The organism is Cupriavidus sp. SK-3, assembly GCF_000611145.1.
Classification (GTDB): domain Bacteria; phylum Pseudomonadota; class Gammaproteobacteria; order Burkholderiales; family Burkholderiaceae; genus Cupriavidus.
Genome location: NZ_JFJV02000056.1, coordinates 14653 through 33844 on the forward strand (window position 1 = coordinate 14653; position 19192 = coordinate 33844).

Below are 19192 nucleotides of genomic sequence, written 5' to 3' on the forward strand. Positions count from 1 at the left end.
ACCAGGAAGAACGCCGAACGCGCCCCCAGCGCGGCTTGCAGGAAGCGGCCGCTGATCTCGATGATCTGCTCTGGCATCAGCGCGGCGGACAACTCGCGCGCCAGCTCGTAGAGGGTGCGGGCATCGGTTTCACGCTCAACCGAAACCTGAGCCTGCTCGCGCAGCCCCGCGGTGAGCTGGCCGATCACCAGGCCCACCGCCAGCATCACCACGAACGTCACCAGGTACTGCACGTCGCTGACCGCGAAGGACATGCGCGGCGGCACGAAGAAGAAGTCGAAGGCAGCCACCGACAGCACCGAGGCCAGCGCGGCGGGACCGCGGCCGTGGCGCAGCGCCACGCCGACCACCGCCGCGAGGAACAACATCGCGATATTGACCAGGTCGAACCACGGCCGTGTCAGCGCCGACAACAAGCTGGCGCCCGCGCACCATGCAACCGCCCACAGGTAGTCGATACGGTGCGCCGCCACGCTGCTGTCGTCATTGCGGGCCGGATCCTCGCGCACATCGGCGCGCCCGGCCACCGGTTGCGCGCGGCCGCGCGTGTCGGCGCCCATGGCATCGGCGGCGACACGGATCACGTCGATCTCCGGGCAGCCCAGCGCCAGCGAATCGGCAAAGCTATGGCGCCCGAACAGCCAGGCGCGCGCACCCAGGAACGGCGACAGGCCCAGCGCCAGCAGCGCCCGCGCGCGCGCCAGCAGGCTGCCGCCACCGTGGTGCCAGGTTCCGGGCGCGCGCCCGACCACGACCTTGGTGAGGTTGTGGCGCCGCACATAGCCCGCCACCGCCTGCACGATATCGCTGCCGGCCAGGGTCTCGGTGCGCGCGCCGAGCTCCTCGGCCAGCCGCATCGCCTCCTCGATGTTCGCGCGCTCCTGCTCGGCGAACCGCGCCAGCCGCGGCGTGGCCACCGTCACCACATGCCAGTCGCAATCGAGCTGCCCGGCCAGCCGGCGCGCGCTCTTGACCACCTGCGCCGCATCGTCGCCGGTGCCGATGCAGGCCAGCACCGCTTCGCGCGTGCGCCAGACCGGGCGGATCGATTCGGCGTGCCGGTAGGCGCGCACATCGTCGTCGACGCGGTCGGCGGTGCGGCGCAGCGCCAGTTCGCGCAGCGCGATCAGGTTGCCCTTGCGGAAGAAGTTGCTGGCCGCGGTCCGGGCCTGTTCCGGCAGGTAGACCTTGCCGTCGCGCAGCCGCCGCAGCAGTTCGTCGGCGGGCAGGTCCACCAGGATGACTTCGTCGGCGTCGTCGAACACCGTGTCGGGCACGGTCTCCCACACGCGGATGCCGGTGATGCCGCCCACTGCCTCATTGAGGCTGTCCAGATGCTGGACATTGACGGTGGTCCACACATCGATGCCGGCCGACAGCAGTTCCTCGATGTCCTGCCAGCGCTTGGGGTGGCGGCTGCCGGGCGCGTTGGAGTGCGCCAGCTCGTCGACCAGGATCAGCGCCGGGCGCCGGGCCAGCGCACCGTCGAGATCGAACTCCTGCAGCACGTGGTCGTCGAGCTTGTGATGCGGCATGGCCTTCATCGGCAGCCGCTCCAGCCCCGCGATCAGCGCCTCGGTTTCGGCGCGGCCGTGGGTTTCCACCACGCCGATCACAACGTCGCTGCCTTGCTCGCGCAGCGCCCGCGCGGCGGTCAGCATGGCGAAGGTCTTGCCAACGCCGGCGGAAGCGCCGAAATACACACGCAGCTTGCCGCGCGCGGCGCGCTCGCCCTCCTCCTGCATGCGTTGCAGCAAGGCATCGGGATCGGGCCGGCCGGGGGCGTCGCGCGTGGCGGTGTCAGGCATGGTGGGGGTCATTGCCCGGGAGAGGAATTGAAAACGATTGTGCCACGCCTAAGGCCCGGCCCCGCAACGATCAGCGCACCGAGGCACGGAACGAAGCCGACCGGACGCTCCAGAGCCTCCTGGAATGACGACGGCTGTTACTCCCGCAAGCGGGAGAGGGGAGCAAAACAGCGGACATTGCTTGCGCGCCAACTGCCCCCCCAAACTCACCGCTTCTCGCCATCCAGCGCCAGATTCAGCTTCAGCACATTCACCACCGGATCGCCCATCACCGCCAGCAGCGGCCCGTCCGTGTTCGCCGTAATCAGCGCCTGTACACGCTCCAGGGGCAGGCCGCGCAGCCGGGCCACGCGTGCCGCCTGATACTGCGCCGCGGCCGGGCTGATGTGCGGATCGAGCCCGCTGCCGGAAGCGGTCACCAGATCCACCGGTACCGGCGCCTGGTTGCCGGGATCGGCCTCGCGCAGCGCGTCGATGCGGGCACGCGCCGCGTCGGTCAGCGCGGGATTGCTCGGCCCGAGGTTGGAGCCGGCGGATGCCGCCGCGTTATACGGCATGGGCGAGGTCGCCGACAAGCGGCCCCAGAAATACCTGGGGTCGGAGAACGGCTGGCCAATCAGCTCCGAGCCGATGGCCTTGCCATCCCTGACGATCAGCGAGCCGGCCGCCTCGTGCGGGAACACGGCGCGCGATATCCCCGTTATCACGCCGGGATACAGCAGCCCGGTGATCGCCGACAACACGACAAACACCGTTAGCAAGGGCCGCAGCAGGCCGCCCTGGATGGGCGCACCCGGCTGCGCGGTCTGGACTTTCGTATTCATTGCTTGCTCCATTTACGTTCAACGCGTGCGAGGCACACTCAGACCCAGCCGAACAGCGTCAGGATCATGTCGATCACCTTGATGCCGACGAATGGAACCAGGATGCCGCCCAGCCCATACACCAGCAGGTTGCGCCGCAGCAGCACGGCGGCGCCCAGCGGGCGGTACACCACGCCGCGCAAGGCCAGCGGAATCAGCACTACGATGATCAGCGCGTTGAAGATCACCGCCGACAAGATGGCCGAGGCCGGCGTCGACAAACCCATCACGTTGAGCTGGTTGAGCTGCGGATACGTGGTGGCGAAGGCGGCCGGGATGATGGCGAAATACTTCGCCACGTCGTTGGCTACGCTGAAGGTGGTCAGCGAGCCGCGCGTCATCAGCATCTGCTTGCCGATCTCCACGATCTCGATCAGCTTGGTCGGATTGCTGTCGAGGTCGACCATATTGCCGGCTTCCTTGGCCGCCTGCGTGCCGCTGTTCATCGCCACGGCCACATCGGCCTGCGCCAGCGCGGGGGCGTCGTTGGTGCCGTCGCCGGTCATCGCCACCAGGCGGCCTTCGGCCTGGTAGTCGCGGATCAGCTTGAGCTTGGCTTCGGGCGTGGCTTCGGCGAGAAAGTCGTCGACGCCAGCCTCGGCGGCAATCGACGCCGCGGTCAGGCGATTGTCGCCGGTGATCATCACGGTCTTGATGCCCATCTTGCGCAGCTCGCCGAAGCGCTCGCGGATGCCGGCCTTGACGATGTCCTTGAGCTCGACCACGCCGAGCACGCGCACATTCTCGCCATCGGCGCTGGATTCCGCCACCACCAGCGGCGTGCTGCCGGCGCGCGCCACGTCATCCACCGCCTGCATCACCGCGTCCGGGAACTTGCCCGCGCGCTCGGTCACATACTTGCGCACGGCATCGGCGGCGCCCTTGCGCACGCTGCGGCCGCCCGCATCCACGCCGCTCATGCGGGTCTGCGCGGTGAACGGCACGAAGATCGGACGCAGCGCGCTGATGTCGGGCGTAGCCGCGCCGGCCTGCTGGCGCGCCAGCGTCACGATGCTGCGGCCTTCCGGCGTTTCGTCGGCCAGCGACGACAGCCAGGCGGCTTCGGCCAGTTGCTGCGCCGACACGCCGGGCGCGGCGATAAAGCGCGAGGCCTGGCGGTTGCCGTGCGTGATGGTGCCGGTCTTGTCGAGCAGCAGCACGTCCACGTCGCCCGCGGCTTCCACCGCGCGGCCCGAGGTGGCGATCACATTAGCTTCCATCATCCGGCTCATGCCCGCCACGCCGATGGCCGACAGCAGGCCGCCGATGGTGGTCGGGATCAGGCACACCAGCAGCGCGATCAGCACGGTGATGGTGACCGGCATGCCGGCCTTGGCCACGAGTACGCTGAACACCGAGAACGGCTGCAGCGTGGCGGTGGCCAGCAGCAGCACGATGGTCAGCCCGACCAGCAGGATGGTCAGCGCCAGTTCGTTGGGAGTCTTCTGGCGCTTGGCGCCTTCGACCATGGTGATCATGCGGTCGATAAAGCTCTCGCCCGGATTGGTGGTGATGCGCACCACGATCCAGTCGGACAGCACGCGCGTGCCGCCCGTGACCGAGGAGAAATCGCCACCCGACTCGCGGATCACCGGCGCCGATTCGCCGGTGATGGCGCTCTCGTCCACCGAGGCCACACCTTCGATCACTTCGCCGTCGCCAGGCACCATGTCGCCGGCTTCGACCAGCACCACGTCGCCACGGCGCAGCGCGGCGGCGCCGCGCGGCTCGGTGGCGCCGGCGGCGCGGTAGTCGCGCCGGCCTTCCTTGATCAGCTTGGCGGTGACCGTGGTCTTCAGCCCGCGCAGCGCCTCGGCCTGCTGCTTGCTGCGCCCTTCGGCCAGCGCTTCGGCAAAGTTGGCGAACAGCACGGTGAACCACAGCCACACCGATACCGCGAGGATGAAGCCTGCGCTCTCGCCGCCCGCTGTGGCCGGCGCGAACAAGGCGCGGAAAAACAGGATGGTGGTCAGGATGCTGCCGGCGTAGACCACGAACATCACCGGGTTGCGCAACTGGTCGCGCGGCGAGAGCTTCTTCACCGAGTCGAGCAGGGCCGGCTTGACCAGCTCGGGCGCGAACATGCCGCCGCGCGCCGGACGATGATGGCCACCGCCCTTGGCGGACCCGTGGGCCGGCGTGGCCACGCTGGTCGCCGGCGTCGTGTTTGCCGGTGCCGCGCCGGCATTCTTGCTGCGCGTCACCATGGATTCTTGTTGCATGCGTTTCTCCATTACTTGCCAGCCGCCGAGACCACCGGCGCCTGCAGCTGCTCCGCCACAGGGCCCAGCGCCAGCGCCGGAATATAGGTCAGCGCGCCCACCATCAGCACCGAGCCAACCAGCAGCACCACGAACAGGGGACCGTGCGTGGGCATGGTGCCGCCCGTGACCGGCAGCCGGCGCTTGGCCGCCAGCGAACCCGCCATGGCGAGGATCGGCACGATGATCCAGAAGCGCCCGAACCACATCGCCGCGGCCAGCGCCACGTTGTAGAAGGGCGTATTGGCCGACAAGCCCCCAAAGGCGCTGCCGTTGTTGTTGGCAGCCGACGAGAACGCGTAGAGGATTTCCGAGAAGCCGTGCGTGCCAGGGTTGAACACACCGGCGCGGCCCGGCTCCACCGTCACCGCCACCGCCGTGCCCAGGAGCACCAGCAGGGGCGTGACGAGGATCGCCACGGCAGTCATCTTCATCTCGTAGGTCTCGATCTTCTTGCCCAGGTACTCCGGCGTGCGGCCGATCATCAACCCTGCGATGAACACCGCCAGCACCGCGTACACCAGCATGCCGTACAGGCCCGAGCCGACGCCGCCGAACACCACCTCGCCAAGCTGCATCAGCAGCATCGGCACCAGGCCGCCGATGGCGGTGAAGGAGTCATGCATGGCGTTGACCGCGCCGCACGATGCCGCCGTGGTGATGGTGGCGAACAGCGCGGTGGCGGCGATGCCGAAGCGCGTTTCCTTGCCTTCCATATTGCCGCCGGCCTGCAGCGCGCTGGCCGCGTGGTCGATCGGCAATCCCGCCAGCGCGGCGTTGGCCATCTGCTCGGAGAGCGCCGCCACGCACGCCATGACGATAAAGATCACCGCCATCGAGGCCAGGATCGCAACGCCCTGGCGGCGGTCCTTGACCATCTCGCCGAAGGTGAAGCACAAGGCCGCCGGAATCAGGAAGATGGCCAGCATCTCGATCAGGTTGGCGAGCTCCGTCGGGTTCTCGTAGGGATGGGCCGAATTGGCGTTGAAGAAGCCGCCGCCATTGGTGCCGAGCATCTTGATGGCTTCCTGCGAAGCCACCGGGCCCATTGCCAGCGTCTGCTTGTCGGTCTTCATGGCCTCCGTCACGGGCGCGCCCTTGGCGTCGAGCAAGGGCTGGCCGGCTGCGTCCACCTTGGGCTGGCTGTACTCGACCGGCGTCACCAGCGTGACTTCCTTATAGCTGTCGAAATTCTGGATCACGCCCTGGCTGACCAGCGCCAGCGCGATGGCGGTGGCGATCGGCACCAGCACGTAGAGCGTGCAGCGCGTCATGTCCACCCAGAAGTTGCCGATGGTGGCTGCGCTCTGCCGCGCGAAGCCGCGGATCAGCGCGAACACCACGGCGATGCCGGTGGCCGCAGAGACGAAGTTCTGCACCGTGAGTCCCAGCATCTGCGTCAGGTAGCTCATGGTGGATTCGCCCGCATAGCCCTGCCAGTTGGTGTTGGCGACAAAGCTCACTGCGGTGTTGAAGGAGGAGTCCGGCGACACCGCGCCGAAGCCTTGCGGGTTGAGTGGCAACCCGCCCTGCAGGCGCTGTAGCGCGTAGACGGCCACCACGCCCAGCATATTGAAGGCGATGACCGCGACGGCGTACTGCTTCCAGCCCATCTCGGCATTGGCGCGCACGCCGGCCACGCGGTACAGCACGCGCTCCAGCGGGCGGCCCCAGGCCGTGGCGAGGTAGCGCTCGTCCTCCATCGCGCGGCGGATATAGCGCCCCACGAAGGGCGCGAGCGCCAGCAGGATGGCCAGGTAGAGGACCAGAAGTCCCAGGAATTCGGTTGACATCAGAATTTCTCCGGCCGGAACAGGGCGATCAGGAGGTAGATAAAAACAGCGACGGCGAGCACGCCGCCCAGCAGGTCAGCCCAGTCCATCACAGCCTCCTGTCGGTGGCGCTGTCCTTGCGGCGCACTTCGGCACCCTCCGCGCCCGGCCCCTCGGCCGCGCCGGGCGGTTTGCTTCCCAGCGCGGCGCATAAGGCCAGCAGTGCGCCAGTCAGCGCACCGAACAGCAACAAACCAATGAAATAGATCCCGTCCATGACAACACACCGTGAGTGATTCACAGATGGCAGATTAGGGATGGCGCGGTAAAAACGGGGTAGAGAGGGGAGGCGGGGGTGTAAAGAAGATATAAAGATCGCGTAAAGACGGCGCGCAAGTGCGCTGCAGCCTCCTGCGCTGCCGGGACCCAGCGTACCGGGGCGAAAAAAAAGCCCCGCAGGCCTTTCGGCCTTGCGGGGCTATGCAGGACGCCGAAGCCGGCTGTGGCGCCGGCCGCGTCAGGAGCGCCTGATTCCTGGAATCAGTTGTAGGTGTAGACCGCCGACTTGTTGCTGTTGTCCAGCATCCGGTACCCGAACAGCAGGCCGCGCGTGGCATTGGCCGAGAAGGCCGGCACCGCCGCATTGACCACGATCGAGGTCGCGCCCTTGGGCGCTGGCATGGATGTGCTCCAGGTGCCGTTGCTGTCGACCGAGACGGCAACGCTGCCGATCTGCTGGGCGGAGACATTCTGCACCCAGTCCGCCGTCAGCGACGTCTGCGCACCAGCCAGGCTGGCGTTGGACGGGTCCAGCGCGGCCAGCGACTTGCTGCCCAGCGTGTTCCACGGCAGGTTCACCCCTTGGGTGGCCGGCACGAGGTCGCTCAGCAGGGTCTTGTTGTAGCTGTAGGTCGGCGTGGTGTTGGTGCCATGGAACAGCTCGATGCGGTACTTCGCACCCTTGACCACCTTGGAGGCATCGGCGTTGTCCGCTGCTTGCGCCCACACCAGGCTGGCGGGATTGCCCGCCAGCGTGCTGGCCGCGCTGCCGCTGAGGCCCGCGGTCCGCGAGAACCAGAAGTTCGGGCAGTTGTACGACGGCGAGGGCGGGCTGAACTCGTTGCCGCACTGGGCGGTGACGGGCACCGTACCGGTCTTGTTGCTCACGTCCATATAGGTCTGGCCCACTTCGGCCGGGACCGGCGCAATATAGACAATGCCGTTGCTCGGCAAGCCGGGCCCGGTCACGCGCGCATAGCTCAGGGGGGCGTTGTTGACGACGCTGCCCGGGCCCGTGGCGTTGATCAGGAACTGGATGCCGTTCTGGAAGTGGCTGTAGCTATTGTTGCTCTTGCTGAAGCCGGGGTTCATCTGCTCGACACGCCGGATCTGGAGCTTGACGGTCACATCGACGGGCTGCTGGTTGCCGACCAGCCACCAGCTCGACGGATGCGCGCTGGTCGCGCCGTTGGCGATATTGCGTGCCGTCGTGATGATGTTGCCGGGGTTGCCGGCGGCGTCCAGGTAGCGGATGTTGAAGATGGCTTCGTCACGCCCCGAGGCCGTCGACGCGGCGGGATAGAACGCCATGATTTCCGGCACGCTGAACTGTGCGCCCGTCATGGTATCGCTGGTCAGGATGCCGTAGAGCAATTGCCCGAAGTAGAAGCCGTTTTGCAGGAAATCGATACCGGCTGCGTTGCTGCTGTCGGCAGCGATGTTCTGGCATGCGGACGCCACCCCGTCGACCTCCGGGCCGCCCTGGGACGCGCTCAGGTTGGCATTGGAGGACGTCACGCGCTGCGCGACGGGCAGCGCGAAGCAGGCCGAGAGCCCCTTGGCGACGGCCTGCGCGGCCTGCGGCAGGGCCGCGACGGCGGCCGGCGGCGCGGCGAGCGTGCCGCCGGTGCTGGCGGCGGTAGCAATGGCGATGGGCGTCGGGTTGTCGACGGTGGTCAGCGCCAGCTTGCCGGTGGCCGGGTCCGTGACCACCTTGACGATATCGAGCACCTGGTCGGCGGTATTGCCCACGCCGGCCGCCGTGGCAGCGGTAATGGCGGGCGGGGACGGAGNCGGTAATGGCGGTCGAGAACGGATCGTAGCTGGCGGGCGCGCCGATGGCGGCGAGCACGCTGGCGAGCTGCGCGACCACATTGGCGGTGACCTTTTGCAAGGCGGCGGCGTCCACCGTCTTGCCGCTGACGACAGTCAGCGGATTGCCGTCGGCGGAGAGTTGCGCCACGATGGCCGTGGTCAACGGCGTGGCGTTGAGGGTCAGCTTGGCGCCGGCGGCCGGCGTGACGGTGCTCACGCTGACCAGCGGGGCGGTGTTGCCGGTGGGGTCCGTGACGACCACGAAGAACGGCGCCACCTCGCCCGCCTTCAGGGTGCAGGTATAGGTGCCCAGCGCGCTGGTGGTGACCGCGGCTTCCTGGCAGGGCGAGGCGCCCGCGCTGTCGGTAATGGCCACATTGGCGTTGGCGAGGGCGGCGCCGGTGGCGGCCGTGCCGGTCACCGCGGACGCGGCCGCGGCCACGACCGGCTTGTCGCTGGTGGAACCGCTGCTGGCGCTATCGCTGCTCCCGCCGCCGCAGGCGGCCAGCGCCAGCAGCGCCGCGCCGCTCAGCGCGACCCCGAATGTCTGAAACTGAAGCTTCATTGGATTTCTCCCCCCTGAGAATGGATGCTGCACGTCTTGTGTTCTGGTGACCTTGTTTGCCGCGCCATGGCGCGTCCGGTGGCGCGACCCACGCCAACCCGGTCCACGCACGGGCGCGGACCGGGGGCCAGACTATCCAGCGCGCCGGAAGGAGGGAATCCCATAAACATGGCATGGCGTGCCGCCAAAGCATCGGGAAGCGGGAGGGGGAAGGGAGGAAGGCGGTGTGACCGGAGTCGCGGCGGCCCCGGTGGGCTGCCGGGCGGCGTGGTGCCGGCGGCCGGGCGGCCGCGCCACGCGCCTCAGATCCAGCCCGACTTGTGCAGCTTGCGCCAGAGCCCGCCGCAGGCCAGCACCGTCACACCGATCACCACCGGATACGCATAGTGGAACTGCAGCTCAGGCATGAAGCTGAAGTTCATGCCGTACAGACTGAACACCACCGTGGGAATGGCCAGGATGGCGCCCCAGCCGGCAAGGCGCTTGACCACCTCGTTCTGGCCCACGGTGACCAGCGCCAGATTCACCTGCACCGCGGTGGTCAGCATCTCGCGCACTACGTCGAGGGTGCGCACCAGGCGGCTGGCATGGTCCTCGATATCGCGGAAGTACGCGCGCAGCTCCTTGGGCACCAGCGCCTCGTGCAGGCGGATCAGTTGCCCGCAGATCTCCTCGATCGGGTAGACCGCGTTGCGCAGGCGCAGCACCTGGCGCTTGATGTGGTACAGGTGCTCGATCGCGGCGCGGTCGAACTCGTCGCGGAAAATGCCTTCCTCCAGCTGCTCGAAGGCGTCCTCGAGCCGGGTGACGATGGGCATGTAGTGATCCACCACGAAATCCATCAGTGCGTAGAGCACATAGCCCGGGCCGTTGGCCAGCGCGCGCGGATCGCTCTCGCAGCGCTCGCGCACCGGCGCGTAGCTGCTGCTCACGCCGTGGCGGACCGATACCACATAGTTGGGGCCGACGAACAGGTGGGTCTCGCCCACCACCACCTCCTCGTCCACCAGCTGGGCGGTGTTGAGCACGATGAAGATCGAGTCGCCGTAGGTTTCCAGCTTGGGGCGCTGGTGCGCGTCCAGGGCATCCTCGACCGCCAGGTCATGCAGGCCGAACTCCTGCTGCACCTTGCGCAGCAGCGGCAGGTCCGGTTCGTGCAGTCCCAGCCACACAAAGGTGCCGGGCACGGTAATCGCTTCGCTGATTTCGTCCACGCCCACGTCGCCCAGCCGCTTGCCGCCCCGGTAGGCCACACTATTGACGATCGCGCCCATGAGCACTCCGTTGTTCAGATGGCGCAATCGTAACAAGAGCGGCAGCGGAACGGCGCGCCGGTGTGCCGCTGCCTGCTCGCGGCGCCGAAGACAATGCATCCGCCCGGGAAAACGGGTCATCAACGCGCCGCATCCGGCACTGGCCTGCCTGCATCGGTCATTTGTTACAGTTCTGCACCCAGACGAAGTTAGAATGTCCCATTTCCACGGTCACCGACTATGTCCCAGAAGAAATCGCCACGCTTCGAGCTGCGCAGTGGCAATGTCGACGCCCTCCTACTCGCTCTCAAGACCGCTGACATCGCAGCGCTGCGGGACGATCTTCTGTCCCGCTTCGAATCGACCCCCGATTTCTTCTCCAATGATGTGGTCGCCCTGGACCTGCGCCGCCTGGAAGGCGACGACAGGGTCGCACTGGACACCGTGATCGAAACCCTGGCCCTGCTCAAGGCCCGCGCCATCGGCGTGGTTGCGCGCGAGGCGCAGCGCGGCTGGGCCGAGTCGTTCGGCCTGCCCCTGCTGGACAGCCAGAGCCGGCGCGGCGGACGCGACGAAGCGCCGCAGGCCGTAGCGGCACCGGCCGGGATCGAAGCCGAAGCCCAGGCCGAGGCACAGGCCGAAGCGAAGGCGCATGCCGAAGCCAAAGCCGCGGCAGCCGAGGTGGAAGCCGCGGCCGCGGCCGCCGCCGCGCTGGCCGAAGCCGCTTCGCGCGGCACGGCCACCATGCTGATCGACAAGCCGCTGCGCTCCGGCCAGCAGATCTACGCCGCCGGCGACGTCGTGATACTCGACCTGGTCAGCTACGGCGCCGAGGTGATCGCCGAAGGCAATATCCATATTTATGCCCCGCTGCGCGGCCGCGCGCTGGCGGGCGTCAAGGGCAACGCGCAGGCGCGCATCTTCTGCACCTGCCTGGAGCCCGAACTGCTGTCGATCGCCGGCATCTACCGCACCGCCGAACTGCCGTTGCCCGCCGATGTGCTGGGCAAATCGGCCCAGGTGCGGCTGGCCGGCGAGAAACTGATACTAGAACCGCTCCGGATGAAGTAACACCCGCCGCAGAGCCCAAACCACAGCAGCGCAAGCTTCAACCATTACTGGATCCAAGAGCCATGGCAAAAATCATCGTTGTGACCTCCGGCAAGGGAGGCGTAGGCAAGACCACCACCAGCGCCAGCTTTTCCGCCGGCCTGGCCTTGCGTGGCCACAAGACTGCCGTGATCGACTTCGACGTCGGCCTGCGCAACCTCGACCTGATCATGGGTTGCGAGCGCCGCGTCGTATATGACCTGGTCAACGTGGTGCAAGGCGAGGCCAACCTGAACCAGGCCCTGATCAAGGACAAGAAGTGCGAGAACCTGTTCATCCTGCCGGCCTCGCAGACCCGCGACAAGGACGCGCTGACCAAGGAAGGCGTGGAGAAGGTCATCAATGGACTGGTCGAGATGGGCTTCGAGTACATCGTCTGCGACTCGCCGGCAGGCATTGAATCCGGCGCCTTGCTGGCGATGTATTTCGCCGACGAGGCACTGGTCGTGACCAACCCCGAGGTGTCCTCGGTGCGCGACTCGGACCGCATCCTCGGCATCCTCTCGTCCAAGACCAAGCGGGCCGTGGACGGTGGCGATCCCATCAAGGAACACTTGCTGATCACCCGCTACAACCCCAAGCGCGTGCATGGCGGCGAAATGCTGTCGCTGACCGACATCCAGGAAATCCTGCGCATCAAGCTGATCGGCGTGGTGCCGGAATCCGAGGCGGTGCTGCACGCATCCAACCAGGGCACGCCCGCCATCCACCTGGAAGGCTCCGACGTGGCCGATGCCTACGGCGACGTGGTGGACCGCTTCCTGGGCAAGGACAAGCCGATGCGCTTCACCGACTACCAGAAGCCGGGGTTGCTTTCGCGCATCTTCGGCAACAAGTAAGGAGGGTCCACCATCATGTCGATTCTGTCCTTCCTGCTCGGCGAGAAGAAGAAGTCCGCCTCGGTTGCCAAGGAGCGGCTGCAGATCATCCTCGCCCATGAACGCACCGGCCATTCCGCGCCGGCCGACTATCTCCCCGCCCTGCAGCGTGAACTGGTCGCGGTGATTTCCAAGTACGTGAAGATCAGCGACCAGGATCTGCGCGTGAGCCTGGAGCGCCAGGACAACCTCGAGGTGCTCGAGGTCAAGATCGAGATCCCGCAGGGTTAAGCCGCGCCCCCTCGCCCGAAGTCCGGGCGGCGGCGGGCCGTCATGCGGTAGCTACCTGGCCATACCGTGGCCAGCCACACGCCTGCGCGCCACCGGTGCGCCCCACGACCGTGGGGAAAGCGAGATGACGCCGACGCCATCTCGCTATGCACCATTTAATAGTTCTGTCGCGGCGTCGCAACGCTTTTGCACCAATTGCCGGCAAAGGGCCCGTCAACGGTGGGCATTAGTGTCTAAATCTTTTCTGTTTTGTTAAATTTCCGCGAGCGTTTACACGAAACGTAAACTCGTTCGCCGCCGTGATCCGGCCGCGAACAAATACAGAACAGAAAAGGAGCCACATGAAGAGATCAGCCCTCACCCTTGCTATTGGTACGCTGCTGGCCGGCAGCGCCTACGCTCAATCGTCGGTGACCCTGTACGGCATCGTCGACCAGAGCCTGCGCTACACCAACAACTCGAACGCCAACAACGACAGCCTGTACCAGCTGACCAACGGCGCGATCACCAACAGCCGCTGGGGCATCAAGGGCAGCGAAGCCCTGGGCAACAACCTGAAGGCAATCTTCCAGTTGGAAAACGGCTTCGATCCGGATACCGGCAGGGCAAACCAGGGTGGCCGTCTGTTCGGCCGCCAGGCATATGTGGGTCTGTCCGGCGACTTCGGTACCGTGAAGCTGGGCCGCCAGTACACCGAGGGCTTCACTTTCTTCGGCGACTTCGATCCGCTGACGATCGGTAACTACACCGCCAACGCCTGGCCGTTCTTCCTGACGAACTTCCGCAATGACAACGTAGTCAGCTACGACGGCAAGTTCGGCGGCCTGAACGTGGGCGGCAGCTATGGCTTCGGCGAAAAGGCCGGCTCCTTCACCTCGTCGCAATACTATGGCGTCCGCGCCGCATACACCGTTGGCCCGTTCGGCTTCGGTGGCGTATACCAGCTCACCCGCGACGCGGCTGGCAACAAGCAGCAAATGTGGGGCGCGGCAGGTAAGTACAGCATCGGTCCGGCAAAGATCTTCCTGGGCTACATCGGCGGCCAGGACCGCACCGGCAGCGTCGACGCCAGCCTGAACGGCGACGCACTGGCAGCCGGTACCGCCAATCCGGTCCCGACCGGCAACTTCGCGGCAAACCCGCGCAAGGACATGACCGGCTACCTGGGCCTGACCTACCAGGTCACCCCAGCGCTGGCCCTGACCGGCGTGTTCTACGGCGACCACGTCCAGAACACGAACGGCGTGGCCAACAACCAGGGCAACCGCTACACCGGCGTGCTGCTGGCCGAGTACTCGCTGTCCAAGCGCACCCAGGTCTACGGCACCGTGGACTACAACAAGCTGACTGGCGGCACGAAGACCGAACTGCCGGGCAGGAACAACCAGACCGGTGTGGCCGCAGGTATCCGCCACATTTTCTGATTGTCCTTTCAGGCTTGACCTCTGCTCGCGCGGGGGTGGCGCCAAACGACAAAAAAGCACCTTCGGGTGCTTTTTTGTTTTTCATGACAGCACGGGCAGGCGCAGTTGCCAGGTGACCGGCCGGCCGGCACGGTTGTCCGCATCCGCGCTGCCGCCGATGTCGAGTATGCCGCCATGGCGCAACAGCACGCGGCGGCAGAACTGCATCGCAACCGGTTCCGCCGCCTGCGCGGCCTCGGCTCCGGGCACGAAGGCGACGGACAAGCGGCAGATGCGTCCGTCGACCTGCTGGCGCACCAGCGGCCGCGTGTCCCCGGCGGCGTCCAGTGCCAGGGCCAGCAGCACGCGCAGGGCTTCGGACAGCATCGCCGTGTCACCCCGTATCCAGACCCTGGCCCCCGCCAGATGGAGTTCGGTTCCGGGCCTGGCCGCCTGCCACAGCGCGTCGGCGGCCTCACGCAGCAGCGCGGTCAGGTCAAGCACCTCCATGCGATAACCGTGGACCAGCTCGCGCAACAGCCGCGCAATGCCGTCGGTGAGACGCAGCGAAGCCTGCGCATGGCCTGCCGCCTGCGCCGCGAACGCATCGTGCGCAAGCGCCTCGGGTGCGACCAGTTGCAGCTCGGCCAGTGCCAGGATGGCACTCTGCGGCGCGCGCAGGTCGTGCGACAGGGCGCGCAGGCCGGTTTGCCAGGACGCCAGCGCCTCGCTGTCATACGCCGCCACATCGATGGCGCCGGCGCTGGCCGGCAGGAGGCGCATGACGGCGGCGCATGCGTCGGCCTCCCGCTCCTCCCGCCCCGCCCCCATGTCGACAGCGAGGCGCCCGATACATTGCTCCGCCGCGCGCAGGCACGCCGCCAGCCGCGCAAGCCAGTTGCCAAGCCACGCCCTCATCGCTCGCCTCCAGTCAGTTCGAGCCGGTAGCCGAGCGTGTAGACGGGCTGCAGCCGCAGCCCATGCTCGGGATGCAGGGCCAGCTTGCTGCGCACACGCGATATATGCGTATCGATGGTGCGCGACAGCTGCGAAAGCTCGCGCCCCCACACGGCCGCCACGATATGGTCCCGCGACACGATGCGTCCTTCGTTGCGGAACAGCAGCACGGTCAGGTCGAATTCCTTGGGGGTCAGCCTGAGCGGCCGGGCCCGGTGGGCCACCGTGCGCGCGGCGCAGTCGATGACATAGTCGGCCAGCTTGACGTGCTCGCCGCCTGCGGCCGGGTCCGGGTAGGCGCGCCGCAGCAGGGACTGCGTGCGCGCCAGCAGCTCGCCGCGCCGCACCGGCTTGAGCATGTAGTCGTCGGCGCCCGCGGCGAGGCCTTCGATGACGTCTTCCTCGGCATTGCGGCAGGTCAGGAACATCACGGGCACGCGCCGGTCCAGGTTGGCGCGCACCCACATCAACACCTCCTTGCCGGAAAGATCCGGCATCTGCCAGTCGAGCAGCAGCAGGTCGAAGTTTTCTTCGCGCAGGTGCAGCAGCAGTTCGCGGCTGCGCCTGAAGGTCATGCAGACATGCCCGGCCTCGCCGAGTATCTGGCGGATCAGGGCCGCCTCGGCCGGTTCGTCTTCGAGAGAAGCGATCTTCATTCCCATGCTTGGTTGGCCGGTACGGCTTGGTAGCCCGCCGGTCTCGCGGTGATTGGCGCCGCTGGCGCCAGTGGGGCCCGACGCTGCGGGGCTATCCGCTATTAAAAACCGCGCGAAGACGCTTTCGGATGGGAATTTTCTCAAATTTCGCTAGCGATGGCTTTTTGCTTTCCGCTGCACACGGCACAAAGCTAAGATGCTCTGGCAGTGCCGCGCCATCCCGGCGCCGCCATGCGCAGCGCGGCGACCAGACCCGGGAGGCAGGCGCGCCGAAGCCCGCGCGCGAGGAGAGACTTCATGCGAATCGCTGTACTGGAGGACAACCCGGCCCGTGCCATGCTGCTGGAGCAGGCACTCAGCCTCAGCGGCCACGACTCGGTGCGCTTTCGCGAAGGCGGCGCGCTGATGCAGGCCCTGCGCAACGAGCCTTACGAGCTGCTGCTGATGGCCTGGGAGATTCCCGGCATCCCGGCACCGGACATATTGCAGTGGATACGCCGCACCCTCGGCGACGAACTGCCGGTCATGCTGCTGAGCCAGACCGGCGACGACGACCACATCGCCCAGTGCTTCGCGCATGGCGCGGATGCCTTCCTGGCTGCGCCGATCCGCCACGCCGAACTGGCTGCGCGGGTGGAAGCGCTGCTGCGGCGCATGGCGCCGGTGGCGCAGGCCCGCGGCGAACTCACGCTTGGCGCCTACCGCTTTGTCCTGGGCGAGCGGCGCGCCTATGTCAACGACCACCCGGTCAAGCTGGCGCCCAAGGAGTACGAACTGGCCGTGCTGCTGTTCCGCCATGCCGGCCAGTTGCTGCTGCGCCAGACCATCGAGGAAGAAATCTGGCAGCGCGACGTGCCGCCGGCATCGCGCACGGTGGACAGCCATCTCTCGCGCGTGCGCACCAAGCTCGCGCTGGGTCCGCGCAACGGCGTGCTGCTGTCCTCGGTATACGCGAGCGGTTGCCGGCTCGATCTGCTCGACCAGCCGGACCGGCCATCAGGGCCCGCGCACGGCGCCGGCAACGGCGGCAGTTGCCGCCAGCAGCCAGCCAGCCGGCGGTTCAGTCCGCCTTGATGCCCGCGTCCTTCACGATGCGGGCGTTGTCGTCATACTCCGCGCGGATCGCCGCGGCGAACTGCGCGGCGGTGCCGCCGGTGGGCACCTCGCCACCCTTGAGCAGGCGCTCGCGCACCTCGGGCTCGGCCAGGGCCTTGTTCAGTTCGGCATTCAGCTTCGTGACGATGGCCGCCGGCGTGCGCGCCGGCGCGAAGATGCCGAAAGTGGAAGTCAGGTTGGCCTTGGGGTATCCCAGCTCGGCGAAGGTCGGCACATTGGGCAGCGACTCGATGCGCCTGGGCGCCCCCACCGCGAGCGCGCGCAGCCGTCCGGCCTGCATGTGCTGCGTCAACATGGGACTGGCATTGGTGCTCATCACCTCGAACTGGCCGCCAAGCGCGTCGTTCATCTGTTGCCCGGCGCCTTTGTAGGGAATCAGCGTCAGGTCGGCCCCGGACTTCGCCTTGACCTGCTCCAGCATGACATGGCCGACCGTGCCCAGGCCCGACGTGGCCCAGCGCACCGAGCCGGGCCTGGCCTTGGCCTGTGCGAGCAGGTCCTGGAACGATTTGCCGCCGAAGCTTGACGTGGCGATCACCAGCACCGGCGAGTACATCACGCTCATCACCGGCGCGATATCGCGCTGCGGATCGTAGTTGACGTGTCCGACGTGCGGGTTGAGCGTGAGCGGGCTGGTCGAGGAGAAGCCCAGCGTATAGCCGTCCGGCGCGGCCTTGGCCACGGCGTCCATGCCGATGCTGCCACCCGCGCCCGCCTTGTTTTCCACCACCACCGAGGTGCCGGTCTGGGCCGACAGGCGCTCGCCGAGCGCGCGCGCCACGGCATCGCTGATGCCGCCGGTCGGATAGGCGACGATCAGGCGGATCGGGCGCGCGGGATACGCGTCGGCGGCAGTGGCGGCAAGCGGGCTGGCCAGGGCGGCGGCAGCCACCGAAACAGCAGCCAGCAAGGGAATTCGGCGGGAAGCGGACATGAATGGGGGAACGGCGAGGACGACGGTTGGAGACGGGACCGGCCGCGCTGGCGCCGCTGGGCGGCCCGGGACGGGTGCCGGCCTCAATGCAGGAAACGGGCGCTATCTTATCCGATCGGCCGCGCCTTCCGGCGCCGCCGGGCCACGGGGGACCAGCGGGCAATCGGTTACCCACGATACGAACAGCTCGTTGGCACGGTCGTACAGCCGCCATACGGTGCCGCACTCGCGGCAAGTGAAGGTGAGCATGCTGAACGGCACGCCGGCCGCACTCTGGCTCACCAGCGGGGCGGTGTGCTTAAGCGCCAGGCGCGCATGCGGCTCACGCCGGCGGGAATCCGCCGCGAGCGCGAGGCAGTGGTCACAGGCCGGCCGGGTGGGCCGCGGCGCGTTGGGGGGAGGCACGGCAGACGTCATGCCCGCCATGATGCCGTAAAAACGGCGCGCCTTTCACCCCTGTCGGTGCGGCAACGGCAATCGCGCGCCATCGGCTGCCTGCTGCCCCTGCCCCTGCTGCGCCGCAGCCACCGGCGCGCGCTGGCCCAGCCACACGCTTGCCAGCACCAGCAAAGCCCCTGCCATTTGTGCCGTGCTCAGGGTCTGGCCGAGCACCAGGAAGCCCAGCACCGTGGCGCTCACCGGGCTCAGCAAGCCCAGCGCGGACACCGCCGCCGTCGGCAGGCGACCGATGCCGCGAAACCAGAATGCGTAGCTGACGCCGGCGCCGGCCACGCACAGCCACGTGTAGCCAAGTACATTGGGCAGTGTCAGGCGCGCCGGCAGGGTTTCGAAGGCCAGCGCGAACGGCAGCAGGAACAGGGCGCCGGCGGTGAGCTGCCAGGCCGTGAGCACCAGCGGCGAGACCGGCGGACGCCAGCGCTTGGCCAGCACCGTGCCCAAGGCCATCGAGACAGCGCCGGCCGCGGCGGCGGCCACGCCCACGGCATCCAGCCGCGCGGCGGGCCCCAGCACCAGCAAAGCCACGCCGCCGATGCCCCCAAGGCCGGCCAGCCAGGCGGCAAGATGCGGCCGCGCGCCCAGCAGCAGCCAGGCCAGCAAGACCACCAGCAACGGCTGGATGGCCCCCACGGTGGCCGCAACCCCGCCCGGCAGGCGGTAAGCGGCAATGAACAGCATGGCCTGGAACAAGCCGATATTCAGCACGCCCAGCAACGCCGCCTTCCACCACCAGCTGCCGCGCGGCAGTTGCCGGCCCCAGGCCAGCATCGCCAGCCCGGCGGGCAGCGCGCGGATCACGCCGGACAGCAGCGGCTGGCCCGGCGGCAGCCCC

16 protein-coding genes and 1 pseudogene are annotated in these 19192 nt (G+C 67.6%); 5 read left to right on the forward strand and 12 right to left on the reverse strand.

Annotated elements, in window-relative coordinates; translation table 11 throughout:
- The 7 genes and pseudogenes from CF70_RS37425 to CF70_RS06205 all read right to left on the reverse strand — a co-directional run.
- Positions 1–1808, reverse strand: a pseudogene (locus CF70_RS37425) (DUF4118 domain-containing protein); the annotation flags it as partial.
- Between the two features lie 206 nt (positions 1809–2014).
- Positions 2015–2632 carry a potassium-transporting ATPase subunit KdpC gene (kdpC, locus tag CF70_RS06180; RefSeq protein ID WP_035861961.1) on the reverse strand — a complete coding sequence of 206 codons (618 nt, stop codon included), beginning with the start codon at positions 2630–2632 and terminating at the stop codon, positions 2015–2017.
- A gap of 38 nt (positions 2633–2670) precedes the next feature.
- Entirely contained in the window at positions 2671–4893 is a 2223-nt protein-coding gene (kdpB, locus tag CF70_RS06185; RefSeq protein ID WP_035862006.1) for a potassium-transporting ATPase subunit KdpB, read from the reverse strand.
- Between the two features lie 11 nt (positions 4894–4904).
- Positions 4905–6725 carry a potassium-transporting ATPase subunit KdpA gene (gene kdpA, locus CF70_RS06190; RefSeq protein ID WP_035861963.1) on the reverse strand — a complete coding sequence of 607 codons (1821 nt, stop codon included), beginning with the start codon at positions 6723–6725 and terminating at the stop codon, positions 4905–4907.
- Complete coding sequence (gene kdpF / locus CF70_RS06195) at positions 6725–6814, reverse strand: K(+)-transporting ATPase subunit F (protein WP_006164365.1); 90 nt, start codon at positions 6812–6814, stop codon at positions 6725–6727. The genes kdpA and kdpF overlap by 1 nt, the downstream gene beginning before the upstream one ends.
- Positions 6814–6981 carry a hypothetical protein gene (locus tag CF70_RS36890; protein ID WP_200876704.1) on the reverse strand — a complete coding sequence of 56 codons (168 nt, stop codon included), beginning with the start codon at positions 6979–6981 and terminating at the stop codon, positions 6814–6816. Before CF70_RS36890 ends, kdpF begins: the two co-directional genes overlap by 1 nt.
- Positions 6982–9665: 2684 nt before the next feature.
- Entirely contained in the window at positions 9666–10637 is a 972-nt protein-coding gene (locus CF70_RS06205) for a magnesium and cobalt transport protein CorA (RefSeq protein ID WP_035861967.1), read from the reverse strand.
- A gap of 219 nt (positions 10638–10856) precedes the next feature.
- Here CF70_RS06205 and minC point away from each other — a divergent pair, with 219 nt between their 5' ends.
- The 4 genes from minC to CF70_RS06225 all read left to right on the forward strand — a co-directional run bounded on the left by minC (position 10857) and on the right by CF70_RS06225 (position 14259).
- Entirely contained in the window at positions 10857–11687 is an 831-nt protein-coding gene (gene minC, locus CF70_RS06210) for a septum site-determining protein MinC (protein WP_035861970.1), read from the forward strand.
- Between the two features lie 62 nt (positions 11688–11749).
- Positions 11750–12565: a septum site-determining protein MinD gene (gene minD, locus CF70_RS06215; RefSeq protein ID WP_035861974.1), complete on the forward strand. Its 816-nt coding sequence runs from the start codon at positions 11750–11752 to the stop codon at positions 12563–12565.
- Positions 12566–12580: 15 nt separating this feature from the next.
- Complete coding sequence (gene minE, locus CF70_RS06220) at positions 12581–12835, forward strand: cell division topological specificity factor MinE (protein WP_006164360.1); 255 nt, start codon at positions 12581–12583, stop codon at positions 12833–12835.
- Between the two features lie 341 nt (positions 12836–13176).
- On the forward strand, positions 13177–14259 hold the full coding sequence (locus CF70_RS06225; protein ID WP_035861978.1) for a porin: 1083 nt from the start codon (positions 13177–13179) through the stop codon (positions 14257–14259).
- Between the two features lie 81 nt (positions 14260–14340).
- Here CF70_RS06225 and CF70_RS06230 read toward each other — a convergent pair whose 3' ends face one another.
- Together CF70_RS06230 and CF70_RS06235 are read right to left on the reverse strand one after the other, a co-directional pair.
- Complete coding sequence (locus CF70_RS06230; RefSeq protein WP_051648080.1) at positions 14341–15156, reverse strand: hypothetical protein; 816 nt, start codon at positions 15154–15156, stop codon at positions 14341–14343.
- A complete protein-coding gene (locus CF70_RS06235; protein ID WP_035861981.1) occupies positions 15153–15851 on the reverse strand; it encodes a response regulator transcription factor in 699 nt (232 codons plus the stop codon). Before CF70_RS06235 ends, CF70_RS06230 begins: the two co-directional genes overlap by 4 nt.
- Before the next feature lie 297 nt (positions 15852–16148).
- Between CF70_RS06235 and CF70_RS06240 the strand changes: the two genes are divergently transcribed.
- Positions 16149–16925 carry a response regulator transcription factor gene (locus tag CF70_RS06240; RefSeq protein ID WP_081862041.1) on the forward strand — a complete coding sequence of 259 codons (777 nt, stop codon included), beginning with the start codon at positions 16149–16151 and terminating at the stop codon, positions 16923–16925.
- Here CF70_RS06240 and CF70_RS06245 read toward each other — a convergent pair.
- From CF70_RS06245 to CF70_RS06255, 3 genes are all read right to left on the reverse strand, one after another.
- Positions 16912–17901 (reverse strand): Bug family tripartite tricarboxylate transporter substrate binding protein, encoded by a 990-nt coding sequence (locus CF70_RS06245; protein WP_035861984.1) that lies wholly within the window; start codon positions 17899–17901, stop codon positions 16912–16914. The two genes, CF70_RS06240 and CF70_RS06245, sit on opposite strands and share 14 nt — an antisense overlap.
- 102 nt (positions 17902–18003) lie before the next feature.
- Complete coding sequence (locus CF70_RS37430; protein ID WP_035861986.1) at positions 18004–18327, reverse strand: hypothetical protein; 324 nt, start codon at positions 18325–18327, stop codon at positions 18004–18006.
- Between the two features lie 24 nt (positions 18328–18351).
- Positions 18352–19192 (reverse strand): EamA family transporter (locus tag CF70_RS06255; protein WP_235184908.1); only part of this gene is annotated, 841 nt, incomplete at its 5' end.